We start from the raw sequence: 18,428 nt of genomic DNA, 5'->3' as shown, positions 1-18,428 counted from the left end.
GACGACTACTTGCTCCGACGAGTCCCGACTACGGTACCAGCGCCGCCAGGCTCTGTAGCGCCTGGCTTCCGCCACCGCGCACCCGTTCCTTTTCGCGACTGCGCGACCATTTCATGGGCCGGTGAGCCATAGTAAGTGGAGCCGTAATAGACGTATGAGTCATCACCCTTGGTTGGCACCTTGGTCATGACGATTCCGAGGACGCGAGCGTCGATGCGTTCCATCGTGCCCAGCGCATCACCCAGCGCATCCTTACGAGCCTCACCCACGGCCGTCACCATCAGCGCCCCGCCAACATCCTTGGCGATCAGTGCTGCGTCAGTAACAACCAACACGGGCGGCGCGTCAACAATGACGTAGTCAAACTGTGCTTTGAGGTTTGAGATCAGGTCCCCCATTTCCTGGGAGCCAAGCAGCTCCGAGGGGTTTGGCGGGCGGTGCCCGGCCGGGAGAACAACCAGGTTGGGCTGACCCCATCCTTGCAGTGCTTCAGCGAGGGTGACGCGGCCAATAAGGATGTCGGTAACACCAACCGCGCCCTCGACACCCATCAGGTCTGCAACACGTGGTTTACGTAGGTCCCCGTCCACCAGGCACACTGTTGACCCGGCTTGTGCAATCGCGATGGCTAGGTTTGCGGCAGTTGTCGACTTACCCTCGCTCGGTCCAGCGGAGGTGAACACGAAGCTGCGCGGGTTGCCGTCAACCTTGAGGAACTGCAAGTTGGTGCGGAATGCGCGGAATGCCTCCGCCCTCGGACTGGTGGGATCGTCTTGTACCAGCAGGGGCCGCGTCGTGGAATCAGGGTCGAAAACGATGCGACCCAGGACCGGGTCATCCGTAATCGACGCGACGTCCTGACGGGTGCGAATCTTTGTATCGAGTACGGAACGCAAAACTGCAAGCCCCAGACCGAGCATCAGGCCCAGCATGAATCCCAAGGCAAGATTCCGCGTCACATTGGGGCTGATCGCTCCTCCGGGAACCTGAGCAGGCTGCACCACATCAACTTGAACCCGCGCAGGAGCACCCTCACTGGGACGTTCCAACTGGTTGGTCACCACGTCGGCAAAGACTGCGCTTGTGGTGTTTGCAACCAAAGCTGCCTGCTCCGGATCGGAATCTGTCGCAGAGATGTTGATGAGGACGGTGTTCGTTGGAGAGGACGCAGACACCGCTGACGCCAGTTCAGTCGGAGATAGTGCACCGCCAAGTTCCTCTGACACCTGATCCATGACGATCGCTGTGCCAACCACATCCACGTAGCTTGTCACTGCTGAACGTACAAAGTTTGTGCCTTGGCTGAGGTCCCCCACGGATGCGTCACCCGTCCGCACCGACACGTACAGTTGTGAGGTGGCCTGATACTTGGGGGTTTGGATCATGGACCACGCTGCCGCGGCGCCCGTGATGATGAGGGTCGACACTAGGATCAACACCCAGTTCTTACGGAATATTCTCAGGTAGTCCTGAAGTTCCAAAGTGGCGGTCCCCTCTGAACAGTGTTCTATTACGCGGGAAGCCTATCACCGCAATCCTCACCAAACACGGGCAATTCGGCCTCTAGTGACCGCTCTAATAGTGTGAGACTTCCACCCTGTGGGCCACGACCCCAAATATAGTAGTCGTTATGGAGCAAGAGCAGAATGCCGAGGTCGTCAGAGTTGATGGGCCTCCCCCACCGAAACCACGACTAACCGGCAACGTGAAGGTCACCGATTCCAAGCCGTCGCGGATTCACCGCAAGGAAGATCTGGGTGGAGCACTGCTCGCCCTCGTGCTACTGCTAGCTGTGCTGAGTTTCGCGCTGATGGGAACCGATCACACAACCACTGAGGAAGTTAAGGCCGTCTTCGGCGATCACCTTCGCAACCTACTACTTATTCCCCTGCGGCTGGCTGAAGGGCTGTTCCTCCTCGCCAGTCCGATTGCGGTCACCGTGGCCCTGGCCCGCAAGCGCCGCTTCGATTCTCTTATTGCAGTTGCCATTACGGCGCTAGTTGCTGGGCTCATCACGTGGGGGTTGGCTCTGGTGCTGCCCCATTTGCCCGAGGTCGTGCAGGCAACCCTAACAACCCCGGACATCGGATTAGGCTCCCTGATTGCCGGGCTGACAATCGCCGGCACGGGAGCCTCGTCGAGGGCGATCCGTTTGTCCTGGTACGGGGTGTGGTTCCTCTTGGTGTTGGAGGTGCTGCAGGACAACGGCACTTTGACCACACTTTTCCTCACGTTCCTATTTGGGCGAATGATTGGTGAGGTGGCCCGCTGGGCTTTCGGGTTTGGCGACCTGCGCGCATCGCCCTCGGAGCTGGTTGAAGCCGTCCTCAACATCGGCATCATTCCGGCAAGTATCAGCCGCGAGCTGCCAGAGGGCGACAGTTCAATCTTTTACACCTGGCAGGTCGCGGAGCAAGATGACTTTGCCTATGGAGATGTCGTACTACCCCTGCATGCCGCCGAACAGGGACAGGCCGCCACCTCGGACGCTTCCATCCTGCCGACGCGGCAAGGCACGGTGACCATTGGCGCTGATCGGCGTTATCGGCTTGTCGGCACTGACGGGGTGGTTTACGACCTCGACGTCCTCGACCCGGAGCGGGGCATCACCAACACCCTCTCAGAGCTGTGGTCCACCTTCCGCCTCTCGGGACTTGGGCGTTGGACTTCCCCGTCGGTGAAGGCTCACGCGGAACGAACAGTTCTCACTACGAAGACGGCGATGGAGGCAGGCACGCGGTCCCGACGCCCAGTTGCCCTCAGTGAGGCCGCGGGGTCAACGGTTTTGGTGTGGCAGTCCCTGCCGCCAGTGGCCAGCATCTTGGACGAGGACGCAGCAGATGACCTGCTAGACCAGGCGTGGACCCAACTGAATGCTGCGCATAGTCGTGGCGTCTCGCACCAGAACCTTGATGGGACGCGACTCCTGGTGGACGAGGACGCCCGCCTGTGGATCGTCGGTTGGGATCAGGGCGACGTGGGAAGCTCCCTGCTGAGTCGCCAGGTTGACTGCGCCCAGCTCCTCACGTGCCTGGCACTCTCCGTTGGGCCGCAACGCGCCGTTGCTTCCGCGCAGAAACACCTTTCTGCCCCGCAACTGGCCGCCACAGCCATGGCTTTGCAGAAGGCAATTCTGCCACCCAGCGTTCGTAAGAGCATCGGGCGTGGACCGTTGCTTAGTGACTTGCGTGAACACCTGGCATCCTCGGCGAACACCGCCCCAGAGCAGCTGGAACCCCTGCGTCTGCAACGCTTCAGCCCGAAGAGCGTCCTCATCGCAGTGATGCTGGTGATCGTTGTGGTGTCCGTCCTCGGCTCCCTCAACATTGACTCAATCGGTAAGGCACTGGCAGACGCCAATCCGTGGTGGATTCTGGTGGCCTTCGTGATCGGATTGACCCCGTGGTTTGGTTCAGCCCTGTCTTTGAAGGCATTCTCCGGGGTGAAGATCAAACTTTGGGATGCAACTTTGGCGCAGGTGGCGGCCTCGTTCGTCGGGGTTGCCGCGCCCGCCGGTATTGGGCCGGCAGGCCTGAACCTAAGGTTCCTGACCCGCCAGGGCATGACGATGCCGGTTGCTGTGGCAACAGTGACTGTCCTGCAGGTCTACCACTTCATCACCGCCATCACCCTGCTCCTATTAATTGTGGTCATCAGCGGCACGTCCGTGGCGTCCTTCTCTTTTGACGCCATGACGATCCTCTGGGTCGCAGCGGGGGTTATTGCCCTTCTCGCTGCTCTCTTCGCCATACCGAAGGTACGCAAATGGGTGTGGGGGAAGGTTTCACCAATCTGGACGCAGATCGCCCCGGAACTGACCCGGGTGCTCGCCAACCCACGTGAGATGGTGGTGGCATTCGTTGGCATCATCATTGTCAACGCTGGCTTCATCGGAGCGTTTGGGGCGTCGCTTGCGGCGTTCGGGCACTCCCTGAGCTTCCCTGCGCTTGCCGTGACGTTCCTGCTTTCGAACACGGCTGGTTCAGTGATCCCCACCCCAGGCGGTATCGGCCCTGTTGAAGCGGCGCTAACCGGTGGCCTCACGCTTGCAGGCATCACCGCCGCAGTCGCCCTCTCAACCGCCGTTGTCTTCAGGCTTGTCACCTTCTACATTCAGGTCCCAATCGGCTGGCTTGCGCTGCGCGTCATGCAGAAGAGGGACCTGGTGTAAGGAAGACGCCCAGCACGCAGGTTCTTTCAACGGGCGCCCAGCACGAGAGCCCTTTCGGCAAGCGTGTGGCGCTGTGCGTTGCACGTCCACTAGCGGAACACCAATGAAGTGGCTGTGCATCCGGGCCTAGGAAGACTCACGGCGATGGGTGCCCCCCTCTCCCCGCGAAATAGCTTAATTTCGACACGTAACACTGTTATGCGACCTGAAACTGCCGATGTTAAGCGATCTCGTGACATGGGCCTCTGGGCGGACGCGGGGGTTTGGCCGCGAGGGGTTCCCCGCCCGACTATGCGCCGTCTGAGTCCGGGAAACGCCGATCACGCCAGTAGAACTCTTTGTCACGATCGCTGATCTCGCGCAATACTCGACACGGATTCCCCACCGCAACAACGTTTGCAGGGATGTCCGCGGTCACCACGCTGCCCGCTCCGATCACGGTGTTGTCACCGATAGTCACGCCGGGCATGATGCATGCGCTGGCGCCGAGCCAGACGTTGCGTCCAATGTGAACCGGAAGGTTAAACTGAATGCCGCGACTCCGTGGCTCTGGCGTCACCGGGTGCCCCGCAGTGGCGATCACAACGTTCGGGCCAAACATGACGTGGTCGCCGACAAAGATCTCCCCATCGTCCACAAGAGTCAACCCGAAGTTGGCATAAATCGAGTTGCCCAGGTGAACATTCGCTCCGCCCCAGTTCGCGTGCAAGGGCGGCTCGATGTAGCAACCAGTGCCGATGCTCGCGAACATTTGCTGAAGGAGCTCTTCGCGAAGCGCGCCTTCACTGGGTCGCGTGGCGTTGTAGTCGTAGAGGCGCTCAAGTGCCGCCGTCTGTTGTTCGACTAGCCCCGGCATGGTCGGGTCGTAAGGCAAGCCAGAAAGCATGATTTCAATGTCGCTCATTTGAGAAAAGTCCATACCCCATTGTGTCCCGATTCTTGCTTAGGGGAAGCCAGCTACCCTGGTGGTAAGAACCGCACCCCACCCGAAAGGCCCCACAACATGATCGTCGCATTCTCCGTCGCCCCGTCAGGAACCGGCCGCAAGGACGCCTCCGTCCACGACGCCGTCGCAGCAGCCGTGCAGGTGGTTCGGGATTCGGGCCTGCCCAACCGCACCACCAGCATGTTCACAGAGTTGGAGGGCACCTGGGACGAAGTCTTCGCCGTCGTCAAGGCCGCCACCGAAGCCGTAGAACCGTTTGGCAGCCGCGTTTCCCTGGTCCTCAAAGCTGACATCCGCCCGGGGTACGAGGGCGAAATCGACGCCAAGGTCGAACGCCTCGAAAAGGCGCTGGGCGAGAGAGAAGACTAACCAGCAGACGCCCCGATCCCAGGGCTCCCCCGAGTCTGCTACCGCGCCGCCCTCGTTCTCTTCGCCGCCACCCACTGCGCGAACACACTGGCCGCAGTCGGTGCGTACCGTTGCCACACGGCCTCGGCTGAACGCAGGTCCACCTTCCCGGTGTAGATCGCTTCGCAGAACCGGATCCACCCCTCACCCGTCGCCGCCGTCAGCGCGGAGGCCACTGCCGCGTCAATGACGCTGCCCGCCCCGGGGATGAACTTGACCAGACTCGCCGCAAGCGCCCTCCCCGTCATCTGGGTCGCCAGTTGCGCTAGGGCGGATACGGAAAACACCGACCTGAGTTCGAGGTCGTAAACCACCGCAACCCGCCCCATCATCGCCAACTGGATGGGTGCTAGGACCGCGGCCGTCGCGATGGGAATGGGAACCGCGGCCGCAGCTGCAGCGCTCGCTGTAGCGGCTGTGACATCGCGCCGCGCCATGTCCCTTTTCCACCCCAGGTTGAGCGTTTGGACGATGCGAAAGGCATCCTTCTCGCTTGCGGGCGAAAGTTCCAGTGTTCTTTCTACGAGATCACTGAGGCCGTACCCCACGCCCTTCCCCTTGCTGTTCACGGCGGAGGTCAGGACGACTCCCCGATTGCGTATGATGATGGGTCTTCCGACCTCGTCCCGTGGATTCTCAATCCACTGCTTCAGTGTTTCTGCAGCGTACGAGGGCGCCATCTTGCCGGTCACCGGGTTGCGGTCCCAATCGACTTTGGTGAGGACGATGATGACGGGCAGGCCCGCGGCCTCCAGTTCGTTGATCATCGCGATGTCGGTACGGGTGAGCCTTCCGGCGCTGGAGAGGACGCAGTACCAAACAACTGAGATCTGCTCGTCAGCGGGGCGTTCAGCAATTTTCCGCAGGTTTTCCCGGAGCAGTTGGGGCGCGCCGCCACCGATTTCGAACCCTTCGAAGTCCCAGATTCCGAGGGCGCCCTCGTGATAATAGTTCACTCCTCGCGTCACCGGTAGGCCAACTCCGACCCTCGCCCGGGCTTCCCCAAACACTGCGTTGACCAGGGAGGATTTCCCCACTCCGGTCTCACCCACAATCCCCAGGTTGAAGCGTCCAAAGCGCCGCCGGTTCTCCGTTGCGGCATCCGCAAAAGCTGCCGTGGCGAACTGCGGCATACCCGTTGACTGCCTGTTGCGTTTCACCACTACTCCGCTCACTCATGGGGGCCCCAATGCCACCAGTATCAAGTCTACGGCGCCCCATCGGTGGTTGCGCGGCCACTTGTACGACGCGGCGACCCTCACGTGGCATTACAACTAACCTTGTGTCATGCGGCGACGCGCTGAACAGGGGCGAGCGGAACTCAACTCGGGAGGAAATGATGGCACAGAAAGCACCTGCAATGGTTCCCTCCGACATGTCTGTTGAGGATGTGGCCGACCGGGCTAGGGGCCCCCGACGTGCCGAGGTCGATGATTTGATAGCCATGCACCAACAGATCACCGGCGAAGAGCCCCGGGTTTGGGCTGGGCGCATCATTGGCTTCGGTGAGTACGAATACCACTACCCCAGCGGTCATGGCGGCACCGCTCCCCTGCTGGCATTCGCGCCCGGGCCCAGCAACCACACCATCTACCTAGTCAGCGGGTTCGCAGAGCGGTGGCCGGAGCTCCTTGCCGCCCTCGGCCCCCACAGGGCGAGCAAAGCCTGCCTGTACATCACGCGTCTCGAAAAGGTCGATCGGGAGGTTTTGCGGGAGCTCCTAGAGCAGTCGCTGCGGGTGACAATGCAGGAAGCGGAACGCCCTTAAACGGGGAACGCCGCGGCCACAACAACGTGCAGCCGCGGCGCTCCGCCCTCGTACTTACTTGTCTGGCGTCTCCCAGATTGAGCGCAGACGGTGAATCTTCAACGAGTCAACGTGGATCGGCCCTGATTCACTGGAGATCTCCAGGGAGCGCGGCCCATCGAGGGGGAAACTGAAAGACGTCACGGCCTCGACTCCCCCATCCACGAACACCTCAATCGAACCGTTGTCGACAAAAATACGCAGGTTCAGTTTGCGTCCACCACGGTACGGCGCGGCGCGGTAGCCACGGTCACAATGGCCGGTGAGGCGCCTGTCGATGAAGACACGCTGGGCGAGGTCGTCGTACCCGACAAAGGTGTGGGCGCCAGACTCGGTCTTGTGGATCAGCAGACCAACGCGTTCCGAAGTGGTTTGTTCGAGGTCGACTTCCAACTCGATCTCCATCGGCCCTGCGTCCTCGACAAGAACCTGCGTGGTGTTGGTCGGGACGACGAAGGAACCCAAGTCCTCGGTACTGACCCGCAGCGAGTCAAGTTCAGCGATTGGCTTGGTGTTCCAGGTCAGGTCCTCATTCAGTGACACCTCGCGTGGAACGGTTAGCTGGCCGCTCCATCCGTCCTCGTTCTGGGAAACGATGGGAAGCGTGAAGGCGCCCATCCACCCGAACAGAATCCGCCGCCCATCGGGGGCCTCGAAAGACTGCGGGGCGTAGAAGTTGTGCCCCCAGTCTCCGGGACGGTAGTTGGTGAGGGGCTCAAAGTCCTCCCCCGGCGCCCAGTTCCCAACGACGTAGCCGGCGTTGTGGCCGTTGCGGGAACCGTAACCAACGGGGTCGGGCCCCATCGGCCCGTACATGAGGATCCACTTGTCACCGACGGGGAAGAGGTCGGGACACTCCAGCATGAAGACCTTGGGATCGGGATCCTGGAAAAGGATCCTGTCAAAACTCCATTTCTCCATGTCATCGGAGGTGTATAGCCACACCTGACCACGATTCTCCGCAGAGCAGGCACCGAAGACCATGTACCAGGTCTCACCCATCTTCCACACCTTGGGGTCGCGGAAGTGCAGCAGACCCTCCGGCGAGTCAACGATCATCTTCTTGTCGTCAAAGGTGATGCCGTCTTTGGAGGTGGCCATCATCTGGACTTGAAGGTTGCCCTCGTCCTCATTCACACCGTTGCGCCAGCGGTGGCCGGTGTAATAGGTGTAGAGCTTGTCGTCGTTGACGACGGCGGAGCCGGAGAAGACGCCGTCCTTATCCTCTTCGACCGAGGGCGCAAACGCGATCGGTTCGCGGCGCCACGTCACCAAGTCGGAAGAGGAGACGTGACCCCAGTGCATCGGCCCCCACACCGGTGAGTACGGGTTGTGCTGGAAGTACACCTGGTAGCGGTCCTTGAAGAATGACAGGCCGTTGGGGTCATTCATCCACCCGGCGAGGGGTGCGATGTGGAAGGTCGGGTACCAGCGGTCCTTCCTGTTCTCAAGTAGTTCGTGAACTGCGGCCTCGGCTTTTTCGATCTGTTCTTTCATGGCGTTTCCCTTCTTCGTTGAGTGGAGCTAGTTGGCTGCGATCGTGGCGATGTCGGTCTTGGCACCATCCCGGATGAACGGGTCGCCGAGGACATCTTTGTCATCCGGTTTGAGGACGAAGAAGGCGTACACACCTGCAACGGCAACGATTGCGGAGATGACAAAGAAGGTGGGCTGGTAGCCGATTGCGTCGCGTAGAGCGCCCATGGGCGGGGAGAGGATTACGGAGCCGATCTGCGAGGCGATCTGGAAGCCAACCATGTAGAGGGTGGCGGAGAGGAGCGGGTTGAAGTGCAAGGTGAAGTAGCGGAAGATCGGCAAGATAAACAGCGGGACCTCGATGGCGTGGAGCATCTTGACGCCGGAGACGATGATCGGATCCGTGAAAACCGCGCAACCCAGGATGCGCAGGGCCATGACCGTTACGCCCATCATCAGGGCAGGCTTGACGCCAACCTTGCGCATGAGGATGGGGATGATGCCCATCATGGCAGCTTCAGCGAAGACCTGCACGGAGTTGAGGATGCCGTAAACCTGTTCGCCCCGCGCCTTACTTTCGAAGAGGCCGGTGTAGAAGTCGGGGAACATCTGCTGGTCAAAGAGGTTATAGAAGGTCCACGAACCGATAACGAAGAGGATCACGGCCCACAGTGTCGGCATCTTCAGCAGTCCGAGCATTTCCCGGATGCCGGGAACGGAGGGGGCCTCTTCGATACCATCCAAGACGTGGACGGGTTCCTTCACCTTCCACAGCAGTTGGACGAGAAGCAGCGCGAAACCGAATGCGGAACCAACCCAGAAGTTGAGGGCAGGGTTCACCACGAAGAGGAATCCTGCAACGAGAGCGACGAGGGCGTAGCCGAACGAACCCCACATGCGGGCTTGGCCGTACTCGAAGTTGTGCAGGCGGCTCATGCGTTCTGCAATGGCTTCCATGAGGCCCGCGCCTGCCATAAACCCGGCGGAGAGGACGATCGCACCGACGATGGTACCGAGCCAGAAGTTGGACTCAAGGAGGGGGCGGTAAACAAAGTTGGCGAACGGGCCGATGCAAGTGGCGATCACTCCGAGGAGGATTGCCAGGTGGCGCTTAGTTCCTAGGCGGTCCTGCACGGTCCCGTAGAAGAACATGATCACCAGGGTTGCGGCCGAGTTAATGGAGTAGATGGTGCCGACCTGGCCGCCATCAAATCCGAGGCCACCTTCGGCTGCGGGTTTGGTGAGCCAGAGCTGGAAGAAGGACCACCAGATCCCCCACGATGCGAAAAACAGCAGAATCGCTACCGAGTTCTGCAGGTAGGACCTGTTCTTAAGGTTGGAAGCCATCTGGGCCACCGTTGCCCCTCTCCTTGTTGAGGTGTCTCTTCTAACGCCTATGTTGTGAAAGCCCGCAACCCCTGTATCCGAAAGCCCAACTGAAGGATCAAGGATTCAGAAGTTGTTTGCTAAATCGTTTTAGCGCTTTCAGAATAGCCCTCAGGGCCCCGTTCCAACAGCTTCTCAACAAGCATTTGTGTGTCGTGCATCACATTCATGCACTACGCGCGGCTCTCGCGACCTCGGGAGGCCCTTTGGTCCTATGCGGTTCACCGTTGCGGGGCTTGAGGTCGCGTCTTGCGCCTCGGTCTCACGCCACCTTTCGCAGATTTGCTACTTCTGGAACGGTAAACGCGCCAAAAGTCGCCATCTCTGCCCTCGGGACCGCCTGTGTCAAACTGCCTGTGAGCCTGGGTTGGGAAATGGGAAGCGATGACTGCTACGCCGTACGGTGCCGGTTACGCCTTACGGAGCGAGTTATGCCTAACGGAGCGAGTAATGCCTAACGGAGCGAGTTTGGTCCCATTTTCCTTGGAATCACAGTGTTATGCACGCCAAACCCGCTCCGTTAGGCATAACTCGCTCCCTTATGACACGGGTAGCGCCGGTACCAACCTCAACATCAAGCAAACAACAACCCACCGACTCCAAAGAGCCTGGCAACCCGCGCTGGCAGGCAGCCGCCCCACCCCCAAGCACGAAATGTATACGTTGGGGCGCAAAGTGGGTCGCGGGTATCGACCCCAAGCATGTATTTGATCCCAACGTAAACATTTCACGGCGGGAGCGATGAAGAGACGGCTGGAGCTGCGGCGGGGGCGGTGGTAGAGCGAGTGCGGTGGCGATCGCGCGCTACGGCTCCACACGCCTCGTGCGCATAGGATGTTGTCCCAAGTAGGCGTTTTACCGAGAGGCGGGCAAAGCAATGAAGAAGCGCGTCACCCTTGCCCAGGTTGCAAAACGTTCCGGCTACTCACCAACCACTGTCTCCCTTGTCCTTGCGGACCGCCCCGGCACGCGCATTGCCGAAGCTACCGCCGAGAAGATCCGCGCGACCGCTGCCGAGATGGGGTACTCAGCAGACCCTAGGGCACGATCGTTACGTACGGGGCGCAGTGAAACTCTGGGCTTCATCTCGGATGAGGTCACCATCACCAGGTACGCCTCCGCAATGATCGCCGGCGCGGTCAATCAAGCTCAGGCAGACGGGCGCGTCGTCCTCATCAGTGAATCGGCAGGCCACACCGAAAGTCGAGACGAGGCCCTCGCCGACCTGCTCAACCGGCGGGTCGATGGCCTACTTGTCGGCTTGATGGCAGCGCGCCGCATCGAGCTTCCACCCTCGGCCAAGTCTGTTCCCGCCATCATCGTCAATGGATCAAGTGACGGACTGGCGTCCGTACTTCCCGACGAGTTCGCGGCCGGCCGCGACGCCGCCCGATACCTCTTAGACCGCGGCCACACCCGTATCGGGCTGATTGGCCGCCATGAGGACCTTCTGGATCCGACCCGGTCGGTGTCCATTGGGCGCCGCTTCGCTGGCCTCGACGACGCAATGGCGCAAGCCGGCCTCTCTTTCGTAGCCGAACAGCATGTCCGCGACTGGGACCCTGCTCCCGGCAGGATCGCAGCCCTAGAACTGCTGCGTATGACCGAACTAACCGCGGTGGTGACCGCAAATGATCGCCTTGCCTTTGGTGTCTACCAGGCCGCAACTGAGCTGGGCTTGAGTGTCCCGAAAGACCTTTCGATCATGTCCTTTGACGACGAACAGTTGGCGGAGTACCTGGATCTCACCACAATGCGCCTCCCGTATGAAGAGATGGGACGGTTCGCCGCCAACTGGGTCGGCGAGCAGGTGTCGGCGCGACACAACCCCCCAGAACCCAACGACGAGGGCGAGGGCGAGCCCGGAGCCAACCCCGTCGGCGATGGCCGTGCCAGCGCCAAAGCTAACCCCGAGGCCGACCCCGAGTTCCTCATCCCCATGCCCCTCGTCGAGCGCGGCTCTGTCGCAGACGTACGCCCCCGGTAGAACGCGGCTCCATCGCAGACCCACGCCCCCGGTAGCCCCTGCGGGCCGCTACCGATGCCCCTGGTCTGCTTGCCGGGCGAGAGACAGCAACAAATCTGACTTCTCCCGCCAGTCCACCAGCATCATCCTGCGGGTCGAGGTAAGCAGCTGGGGATCCCCCAGCGCCAGCCTGTGAGTGGTGTTTAGCGCCGTATCGTAGTACTTCAGCATCGTCACTGCACGGGCGGGCAGGTCCGCTCTGGTTCCAAATGCTTCCTTCATTGCATTGATGGTGCGGCCCTTGACACTGCGGTCAAACCATTCATTGTTCCGACCACTGATCCAACACACGGTTGCGGCAGTATTGGCATCGTTTGCACCCCTGAGAATGCTCGCCGGGTTACTTGCCGCAACCAGAGTGAGCGTGCGCAGGCTTGCCGTGACCATCTCCGGGTCTTGGAAAAAGTCGCCTGCCACGTCGGTAATCATTTGTGCGACTGCCTTCACCCGCTCGACAATGTCATCACTAACCAGCTCCAGCGCAACGTCTTCCCCGCTGGGCAAAGGCTCCACACCGAGGCTCTCAAAGGCTTCCACGCCCCCAACCTCGACAGCCATACCTTCGCGAGTGCGCAGTGCCAGCTCTTCATACGTTGGCTCAGGAAACCCGGAGACAGCTTGTCCAGCCACCTCGAACCCCTCCGGCCACATCTCAGAGACAAGCCCCAACTGCTCCGGCCACTCAGATTGAGCACCCGTGTCGCGATGAAGCAACCTGCGATACTGAGGCGCCGCCTCTGCGATGGCCCGCTGGGTGTGTTCGGTGAAGTCTGGCGGCACACCAAGCTCCCCGTGGGCAAAGTCGATGAATCTTGACATGGTCGCCGGGATCCCCACCATGTCTTCGAATGGATAAGCGACCTTGCGGGGGATGAGGTCCAAGAGCATCCTCTGAACCAACACATTGCTCCACTGCCTGGGGTCACCCGTGCCGTAGTTGCATGCGAGGTCAATGAGTAAGGAGACATGCATGCTCGCACTCTCAGCATCAAGGCCAGCAGCGTGAGGGGAATCTAGGAACGTCTGCTCCAGCGCATCCCTTCGCTCATCGTCCCACTCATCCAGTTCAAAACCCCTGCCACCAGTCGGCATGATCCTCAACTGCCATTCCAAGAGCGGCTGCATGGCCGGCCACGTATCGGTCTCAACGGGGGGAAACATGCGTCCGGCGTGTTCAACGGCAGAGTCTAGACGTGCGCGGGCATCCGCCAAACTCAACTCAACGATCTTCGGACGCAACCCAGCCGGGATCGCCATGGCGTGGACCCGAGCCCTTATCTGCTCAATGTCATCCTCCAAAGGGTACGCATCTTCAAGAAATGGAATGCCCATCAGATCCAGGCCCGCCATGATCGAGAAATGTCCCCGCGGCCCACGTACCTCAATCACGATTGTCTCTTCAGTGTTCACCGGACTGCGTAGCGACACTGCCTTCACGGGTCGCAGCCGCGCGATTTCAGCAAGCCACGCGGGCAGCACTTCCGCCCTGGGCTTCACGACCCGATGGATGCGCCTCTTCAGCAGCTCATCACCCAGCATTTCGGCCCACACCAGGAGCAGCGCGTCCGTCTCAGGTTCCGCAACCTCAATCATCGAGTTCGCCAGATCTCTAACCCTGACGTTCGGCTCTTCCCCGGACTCCGCCATTTCCGAGATCATGGCAGCCGAGTAGAGCAGGTGCATTGGCGTGTCTGCGTCGAGGTCGCGACGCAAGTTGCGTACGAGGTCGAGTTCGTCAAAAGTGTCGTCTGTCATACCTCACAGCCTACTTGCCACCTCCGACATCTGGGGTTCACGCTGAGGGAAAGACCAACGTTGCCCGCGTGACGGCCCCGCCCCCTCGGCTGGCCACCGGAGCAGCAACCTCGAGCCGCCCCTCCAAGTTCTCGCCCAAAACCTCCAGGGAGGTCAGCACCTCGGCCAAGTCCGCATCCTCCGTCACCGCCTCATCACACACCAGGTGCCGCACCGCCAGACCCCGCCACTTCTTCGCCATGTGGCTGACAACTTTGCGCTCTCCGCCACTCTCCCTCACAACCCCCAACTCCACGACGCTGGCGGACTTCGCAGGACACGCCAACCGGTAGGGACCTGAGCGGACATCAAACACCACTTCACCAGCCAAGTCCCCCACCGCAGACTCAAGCCGAGGACGCCACCACGTCGCAAGCGGCCCCAACGGCGGTAGGTTCACCCCCATTGCCAAGCGGTGACCCGGAATAAGGTCCCCGGGACGAACAAACCCAAACAGCCCTGAGGAGACCAGCGTGACACCGTTGAGCTTCCGCGCCTGTGCATCCGTCAGCGAACCCGCATCCAGCGCCTCAAAAAGCACTCCGGTATAGAGGTCGAGGGCGGGCGCGCAGCCGTCCTCGAACAACCGAAGATTCGCATCAGCCTCCGCGGCAGATTTGGCGCCCAGCTTAAGGACCCGCGCAGCGTCCTCCCCCGCGCCTAACTCTTCAAGCGCCGCGATCACGGCGGACCGAGCGCCCGCCAACTCGGGAAACACCAGCGAGTCCAACTCGAGCCGCGGACCGGCCGTCGCCGCCGCCTTACTTTCAGAGGGCGGAAGCCATATCTGCATGCCAGGTCTCCTCGTGTTCAAAATGCCTTGAATAGGCTACCCGGCCAACTCCATCCCCACCGCAACAATCGCGTCGCGCATCTCCCCATCCGCCATGCGACTGACATTCTGGTCCACCGCGGGCGCAACCAGTCCGGAGAGGAACATCGCCACCTTCATCTGCCGCACCGGATCTTCACTGTCCCCAAGCAGGTGGGAGTGCAGTTCCCCCAGCAAATCCCCCGGTGCGCTGACCACCGACAGCGCCGCCACATCTCGAAGCACCACGGAATACACCTCACGGTGTGCGATGGCGCCATCCGCGAGCCCCTCAACAACCGTCTCAACCCGGCACTGCTGATCAGCGCATTCACGCGCGGCCGCCACCAAGTTGGCCAGCCCATCCATGGCCGGCTTCAGAACCGCAACCACAATGTCGTGCTTGGAGCGAAAATGATAGTAGACCGCGGCCTTACTTACGCCGAGCTCGTCGGCAATCATCTGCAACGAAGTGCCGTGCACCCCGTGCTCACCAAAGAGCCTCAGGGCTGCGCTCGTGATCTGGGCGGGGCTCGATTTTCCTCGACTCATGGTGACAACCTACACGGCATTCTCTGGCTCATGGTCACAACCTATCTTCCCTACTTGCCGATTGGCTAGTAAGGCGTCAGAATAGATTAGGGCGTCGAAGACGACCGCCACCAACCTCTCACTACACATCTGGAGCCACAGAATGAGCAAAGCAGAAATCCCAGCCGGCCCGGTTGCACATGACACCGAAGTCGACCTACTAGTCATCGGATCAGGAACTGGCCTAGCAGCAGCCCTGTCCGCCGAGGAGCTGGGACTGGACGTCCTCGTCGCAGAAAAGGCGAACGTCATTGGGGGTTCCACCGCACTTTCCGGCGGCGCCTACTGGGTTCCGGCGAACCCCGCGCTGATCCGTGACGGCTTCAAAGACACCGTGGAAAGCGGACGCGAATACCTGGGCGCAATCGTTGAGGATTCCCCCACCGACCGCTGGAACTCCTTCCTTGAGAACGGCCCCGAAGCCATCGCGATGGTAGAGCGCACCACTCCCCTGGAGTTCTTCTGGGCGGAAGGCTACTCGGACTACCATCCCGAAAACCCAGGTGGCGCCGCAATCGGCCGCACCTGCGAGTCCAAGCCGCTTGATGCCTCCGTCCTCGGCGAAGAACGAGGTCGTCTGCGCGCAACCAGCATGGCCGCACCGATTCCAATGCCCGTCACCGGCGCGGACTACAAGTGGATGAACCTGATGACCCGCACGCCGCTGACTTCATTCCCCAAGATCATCAAACGTGTCGTCCAGGGCGTCGGTGGACTGGCGATCAAGCGTGAGTACACCGCGGGCGGCCAGGCGCTCGCCGCGGGTCTCTTTGCCGGCACCATCGACGCGGGCATCCCGATTTGGACGAGGACGATGCTGGTCGAACTCATCGAGGAAGACGGCGAAGTCAAGGGCGCCATCCTCGAACAGGACGGCAAGCGCGTTACCGTCAAGGCCCGCAAGGGCGTGGTGCTGGCGGCAGGCGGCTTCGACCACAACATGGAGATGCGTCGCAAGTACCAGTCGGAAACCCTCAAGAAGGACATCTCCCTCGGTGCGGAAACGAACGAAGGCGACGCGATTGTTGCTGCTGAGAAGGTCGGTGCGGGACTGCGCCTCATGCATGAGGCATGGTGGTTCCCGTCGGTCACGCCGCTCACCGAGGGCGGGGCACCCATGGTTCTGCTTTCGGAGCGCGCACTGCCCGGCTCGATCATCGTTGACGAGACCGGGAAGCGCTTCGTCAACGAAGCCACCGGCTACATGGGCTTCGGGCAGACCGTCCTCGAGAACAGGGCGAATGGCCGTGAGATAAAGGACATGTGGCTGGTCATGGACCAGAAGTACCGCAACCGCTACGTCTTTGCCGGGTCCGTGTTCCCAACCATGCCGTTCCCCAAGGAGTGGTACGACGCGGGGGTTGTGGTGCGTGGCGACAACCCCCGTGAGCTTGCTGAGAAGATGGGCGTGCCGGTGCAGGCCTTCACGACCGAACTGCGCGAGTTCAACCAGATGGCTGAGGCCGGCATCGACGGCGACTTCCACCGCGGGGATTCCGCGTACGACCGCTACTACGGTGACCCCACCGTGAAGCCCAACCCCAACTTGCGTCCCATCGAGGGCAAGTTGTACGCCGTTCACGTCTCCCTGTCTGACCTGGGAACTTGTGGCGGGCTGATGGCGGACGGTGCGGCGCGAGTGCAGCGCGAGGACGGGACGGTTATCCCCGGGCTCTACGCGATCGGCAACACTGCTGGCAATACCTTCGGGCATGTCTACCCGGGTGCGGGGGCAACCATCTCCCAGGGCTTGGTGTTCGGTCACCTGGCGGCGAAGGACGCGGCAACAAGGAAGTAGCACCCACCCGCTGCCGGCACCCACCCACTGCCGGCACCCACCCGCTGCAAGCAACCACCCGCTGAAATGTATACGTGGGGGCGAAATGTGCCTCTGGGGTCCCTACCCCAGCCGCATCCGTCGTCCCCACGCATACATTTCGCGTTGGGGCCCGAGAATCACGTCGGCTCGGCGCGCCCTCGGGCGACTGGCATGGAAGGATTGCTCCCAGGCCCTCCTGACGAAAGTGACTCCATGACAGCCAGTGCGACAACACTCGACATTCACTCCGGTGGCGCGCAGATCTCCCAGTGGGACTCTGCCCGGTTTGGCTCCCTGATCTTCAGTCCCAAGAACGCCGATTATGCCGTCGGTAAGTGTCCCCACGGCGGCATCCCCATTTGCTTCCCCTGGTTTGGAGTGGCGCCTGACCTGCGCACGGGCGCCCTCGCCGCCCTCTCCGAAAACCCCAGCGCCACCTTATCCGGCGATCACAGTGAAGCCCCCGCGGACTCCCCGGCGAGCCTGCCCGGTGGCAACGAGGCCACCACGCCACCCTTCCTCGCCTCAGACGCCGGCGACGCAAAGCACGGCTTCGCGAACCTTCTCCCCTGGGCCCGGATCCTCGGCAACCAAGACGACGACGGCGGCACTGCGACCTACCGCCTGACGGACGAGGACGTGCCCGCAAGCGTCGCCCTCGTCCAACCGTTCGAGGCGTTCTACCAGGTCGACTACACAGGCGATACCTTGCGGCTACAGTTTCGGGTTGTTAACACCGGGCCCGAGGCATTCCGCTACGAAACCGCACTTCACACCTATTTCCGAGTCGGAGACGTCACACAGATCAGCATCGAAGGTCTGGAGGGTATCGAGTACCTCAATGCTGCCCCGCCCTCGCCTGCGGTGGAAACGGAGCACGTCCCGCTGCGTTTCGACGGGATGGTTGACCGTGTCTACTCCACCCCGGCCCGGCCGCAGATTGTCGACCCTACGCTGGGCCGAGCCATCCGAATCGACGCGGAGAATGCAGCCTCCACAATCGTGTGGAATCCGGGTGAGGCCGCATCGCATGACCTCCCCGATTTGTCGACGTGCGAATGGAAGCAGTTTGTCTGCGTTGAAAGCGGCAATGCGCATGCGAACGCCGTCACGCTGGCGCCGGGCGAGCAGCACACGATGAGTGTGACGTACTCGGTGGTCTCTTCCTAGGCTAACTTCACTGTTGTGGCACG

14 protein-coding genes are annotated in these 18,428 nt (G+C 61.3%); 6 read left to right on the top strand and 8 right to left on the bottom strand.

Annotated features, from left to right (window positions below):
- Positions 1-5: 5 nt before the first annotated feature.
- Positions 6-1,481, bottom strand: a complete 1,476-nt coding sequence (locus H2O65_RS04470; RefSeq protein WP_182142451.1) for a polysaccharide biosynthesis tyrosine autokinase — start codon at positions 1,479-1,481, stop codon at positions 6-8.
- A 149-nt stretch (positions 1,482-1,630) separates the two neighbouring features.
- Here H2O65_RS04470 and H2O65_RS04465 point away from each other — a divergent pair, with 149 nt between their 5' ends.
- Positions 1,631-4,171 carry a lysylphosphatidylglycerol synthase transmembrane domain-containing protein gene (locus H2O65_RS04465; RefSeq protein ID WP_182142450.1) on the top strand — a complete coding sequence of 847 codons (2,541 nt, stop codon included), beginning with the start codon at positions 1,631-1,633 and terminating at the stop codon, positions 4,169-4,171.
- A 289-nt stretch (positions 4,172-4,460) separates the two neighbouring features.
- Here H2O65_RS04465 and H2O65_RS10555 read toward each other — a convergent pair whose 3' ends face one another.
- Positions 4,461-5,075 carry a sugar O-acetyltransferase gene (locus tag H2O65_RS10555; RefSeq protein ID WP_182142449.1) on the bottom strand — a complete coding sequence of 205 codons (615 nt, stop codon included), beginning with the start codon at positions 5,073-5,075 and terminating at the stop codon, positions 4,461-4,463.
- A gap of 99 nt (positions 5,076-5,174) precedes the next feature.
- On the opposite strand from H2O65_RS10555, the gene H2O65_RS04455 reads away from it, so the two are divergent.
- Positions 5,175-5,486: a thiamine-binding protein gene (locus tag H2O65_RS04455; protein ID WP_182142448.1), complete on the top strand. Its 312-nt coding sequence runs from the start codon at positions 5,175-5,177 to the stop codon at positions 5,484-5,486.
- A 38-nt stretch (positions 5,487-5,524) separates the two neighbouring features.
- On the opposite strand, the gene H2O65_RS04450 is transcribed toward H2O65_RS04455, so the two are convergent.
- Positions 5,525-6,685 carry a GTPase domain-containing protein gene (locus tag H2O65_RS04450; protein WP_220458796.1) on the bottom strand — a complete coding sequence of 387 codons (1,161 nt, stop codon included), beginning with the start codon at positions 6,683-6,685 and terminating at the stop codon, positions 5,525-5,527.
- A gap of 179 nt (positions 6,686-6,864) precedes the next feature.
- Between H2O65_RS04450 and H2O65_RS04445 the strand changes: the two genes are divergently transcribed.
- Entirely contained in the window at positions 6,865-7,293 is a 429-nt protein-coding gene (locus H2O65_RS04445) for a DUF1801 domain-containing protein (protein WP_182142447.1), read from the top strand.
- A gap of 54 nt (positions 7,294-7,347) precedes the next feature.
- On the opposite strand, the gene H2O65_RS04440 is transcribed toward H2O65_RS04445, so the two are convergent.
- Both H2O65_RS04440 and H2O65_RS04435 read right to left on the bottom strand, forming a co-directional pair.
- Positions 7,348-8,829, bottom strand: coding sequence for a glycoside hydrolase family 32 protein (locus H2O65_RS04440; RefSeq protein ID WP_182142446.1), 1,482 nt, complete (start codon positions 8,827-8,829; stop codon positions 7,348-7,350).
- Positions 8,830-8,856: 27 nt separating this feature from the next.
- Positions 8,857-10,155 (bottom strand): MFS transporter, encoded by a 1,299-nt coding sequence (locus tag H2O65_RS04435; protein ID WP_182142445.1) that lies wholly within the window; start codon positions 10,153-10,155, stop codon positions 8,857-8,859.
- A 916-nt stretch (positions 10,156-11,071) separates the two neighbouring features.
- Between H2O65_RS04435 and H2O65_RS04430 the strand changes: the two genes are divergently transcribed.
- Positions 11,072-12,181: a LacI family DNA-binding transcriptional regulator gene (locus H2O65_RS04430; RefSeq protein WP_182142444.1), complete on the top strand. Its 1,110-nt coding sequence runs from the start codon at positions 11,072-11,074 to the stop codon at positions 12,179-12,181.
- Between the two features lie 48 nt (positions 12,182-12,229).
- Here the strand turns inward: H2O65_RS04430 and H2O65_RS04425 are convergent, their stop codons facing one another.
- Genes H2O65_RS04425 through H2O65_RS04415 form a run of 3 tightly spaced genes read right to left on the bottom strand, consistent with a single transcriptional unit; the run spans position 12,230 to position 15,377 of the window.
- Positions 12,230-13,975 carry a hypothetical protein gene (locus H2O65_RS04425; RefSeq protein WP_182142443.1) on the bottom strand — a complete coding sequence of 582 codons (1,746 nt, stop codon included), beginning with the start codon at positions 13,973-13,975 and terminating at the stop codon, positions 12,230-12,232.
- 37 nt (positions 13,976-14,012) lie between these two features.
- Positions 14,013-14,807 (bottom strand): YaaA family protein, encoded by a 795-nt coding sequence (locus H2O65_RS04420; protein WP_182142442.1) that lies wholly within the window; start codon positions 14,805-14,807, stop codon positions 14,013-14,015.
- 36 nt (positions 14,808-14,843) lie between these two features.
- Complete coding sequence (locus tag H2O65_RS04415) at positions 14,844-15,377, bottom strand: TetR/AcrR family transcriptional regulator (RefSeq protein WP_220458795.1); 534 nt, start codon at positions 15,375-15,377, stop codon at positions 14,844-14,846.
- Positions 15,378-15,519: 142 nt separating this feature from the next.
- Here H2O65_RS04415 and H2O65_RS04410 point away from each other — a divergent pair, with 142 nt between their 5' ends.
- Positions 15,520-17,214, top strand: a complete 1,695-nt coding sequence (locus H2O65_RS04410; protein ID WP_182142441.1) for a 3-ketosteroid-delta-1-dehydrogenase — start codon at positions 15,520-15,522, stop codon at positions 17,212-17,214.
- A gap of 234 nt (positions 17,215-17,448) precedes the next feature.
- Complete coding sequence (locus H2O65_RS04405; protein WP_182142440.1) at positions 17,449-18,405, top strand: hypothetical protein; 957 nt, start codon at positions 17,449-17,451, stop codon at positions 18,403-18,405.
- The last annotated feature ends 23 nt before the right edge of the window (positions 18,406-18,428 follow it).

Source organism: Schaalia sp. JY-X169, assembly GCF_014069575.1.
GTDB lineage: Bacteria > Actinomycetota > Actinomycetes > Actinomycetales > Actinomycetaceae > Scrofimicrobium.
The sequence above is the reverse complement of the archived record's forward strand: the minus strand, read 5'-3'. Positions and strand labels throughout refer to the sequence as shown.

Bases quoted from the DNA above. Each gene is read 5' to 3' on its own strand.
- H2O65_RS04465 (WP_182142450.1), top strand. From the start codon at position 1,631: ATGGAGCAAGAGCAGAATGCCGAGGTCGTCAGAGTTGATGGGCCTCCC.
- H2O65_RS04420 (WP_182142442.1), bottom strand. From the start codon at position 14,807: ATGCAGATATGGCTTCCGCCCTCTGAAAGTAAGGCGGCGGCGACGGCC.
- H2O65_RS04445 (WP_182142447.1), top strand. From the start codon at position 6,865: ATGGCACAGAAAGCACCTGCAATGGTTCCCTCCGACATGTCTGTTGAG.
- H2O65_RS04435 (WP_182142445.1), bottom strand. From the start codon at position 10,155: ATGGCTTCCAACCTTAAGAACAGGTCCTACCTGCAGAACTCGGTAGCG.
- H2O65_RS04425 (WP_182142443.1), bottom strand. From the start codon at position 13,975: ATGACAGACGACACTTTTGACGAACTCGACCTCGTACGCAACTTGCGT.
- H2O65_RS04455 (WP_182142448.1), top strand. From the start codon at position 5,175: ATGATCGTCGCATTCTCCGTCGCCCCGTCAGGAACCGGCCGCAAGGAC.
- H2O65_RS04405 (WP_182142440.1), top strand. From the start codon at position 17,449: ATGACAGCCAGTGCGACAACACTCGACATTCACTCCGGTGGCGCGCAG.
- H2O65_RS10555 (WP_182142449.1), bottom strand. From the start codon at position 5,075: ATGAGCGACATTGAAATCATGCTTTCTGGCTTGCCTTACGACCCGACC.
- H2O65_RS04440 (WP_182142446.1), bottom strand. From the start codon at position 8,829: ATGAAAGAACAGATCGAAAAAGCCGAGGCCGCAGTTCACGAACTACTT.
- H2O65_RS04410 (WP_182142441.1), top strand. From the start codon at position 15,520: ATGAGCAAAGCAGAAATCCCAGCCGGCCCGGTTGCACATGACACCGAA.
- H2O65_RS04430 (WP_182142444.1), top strand. From the start codon at position 11,072: ATGAAGAAGCGCGTCACCCTTGCCCAGGTTGCAAAACGTTCCGGCTAC.
- H2O65_RS04415 (WP_220458795.1), bottom strand. From the start codon at position 15,377: ATGAGTCGAGGAAAATCGAGCCCCGCCCAGATCACGAGCGCAGCCCTG.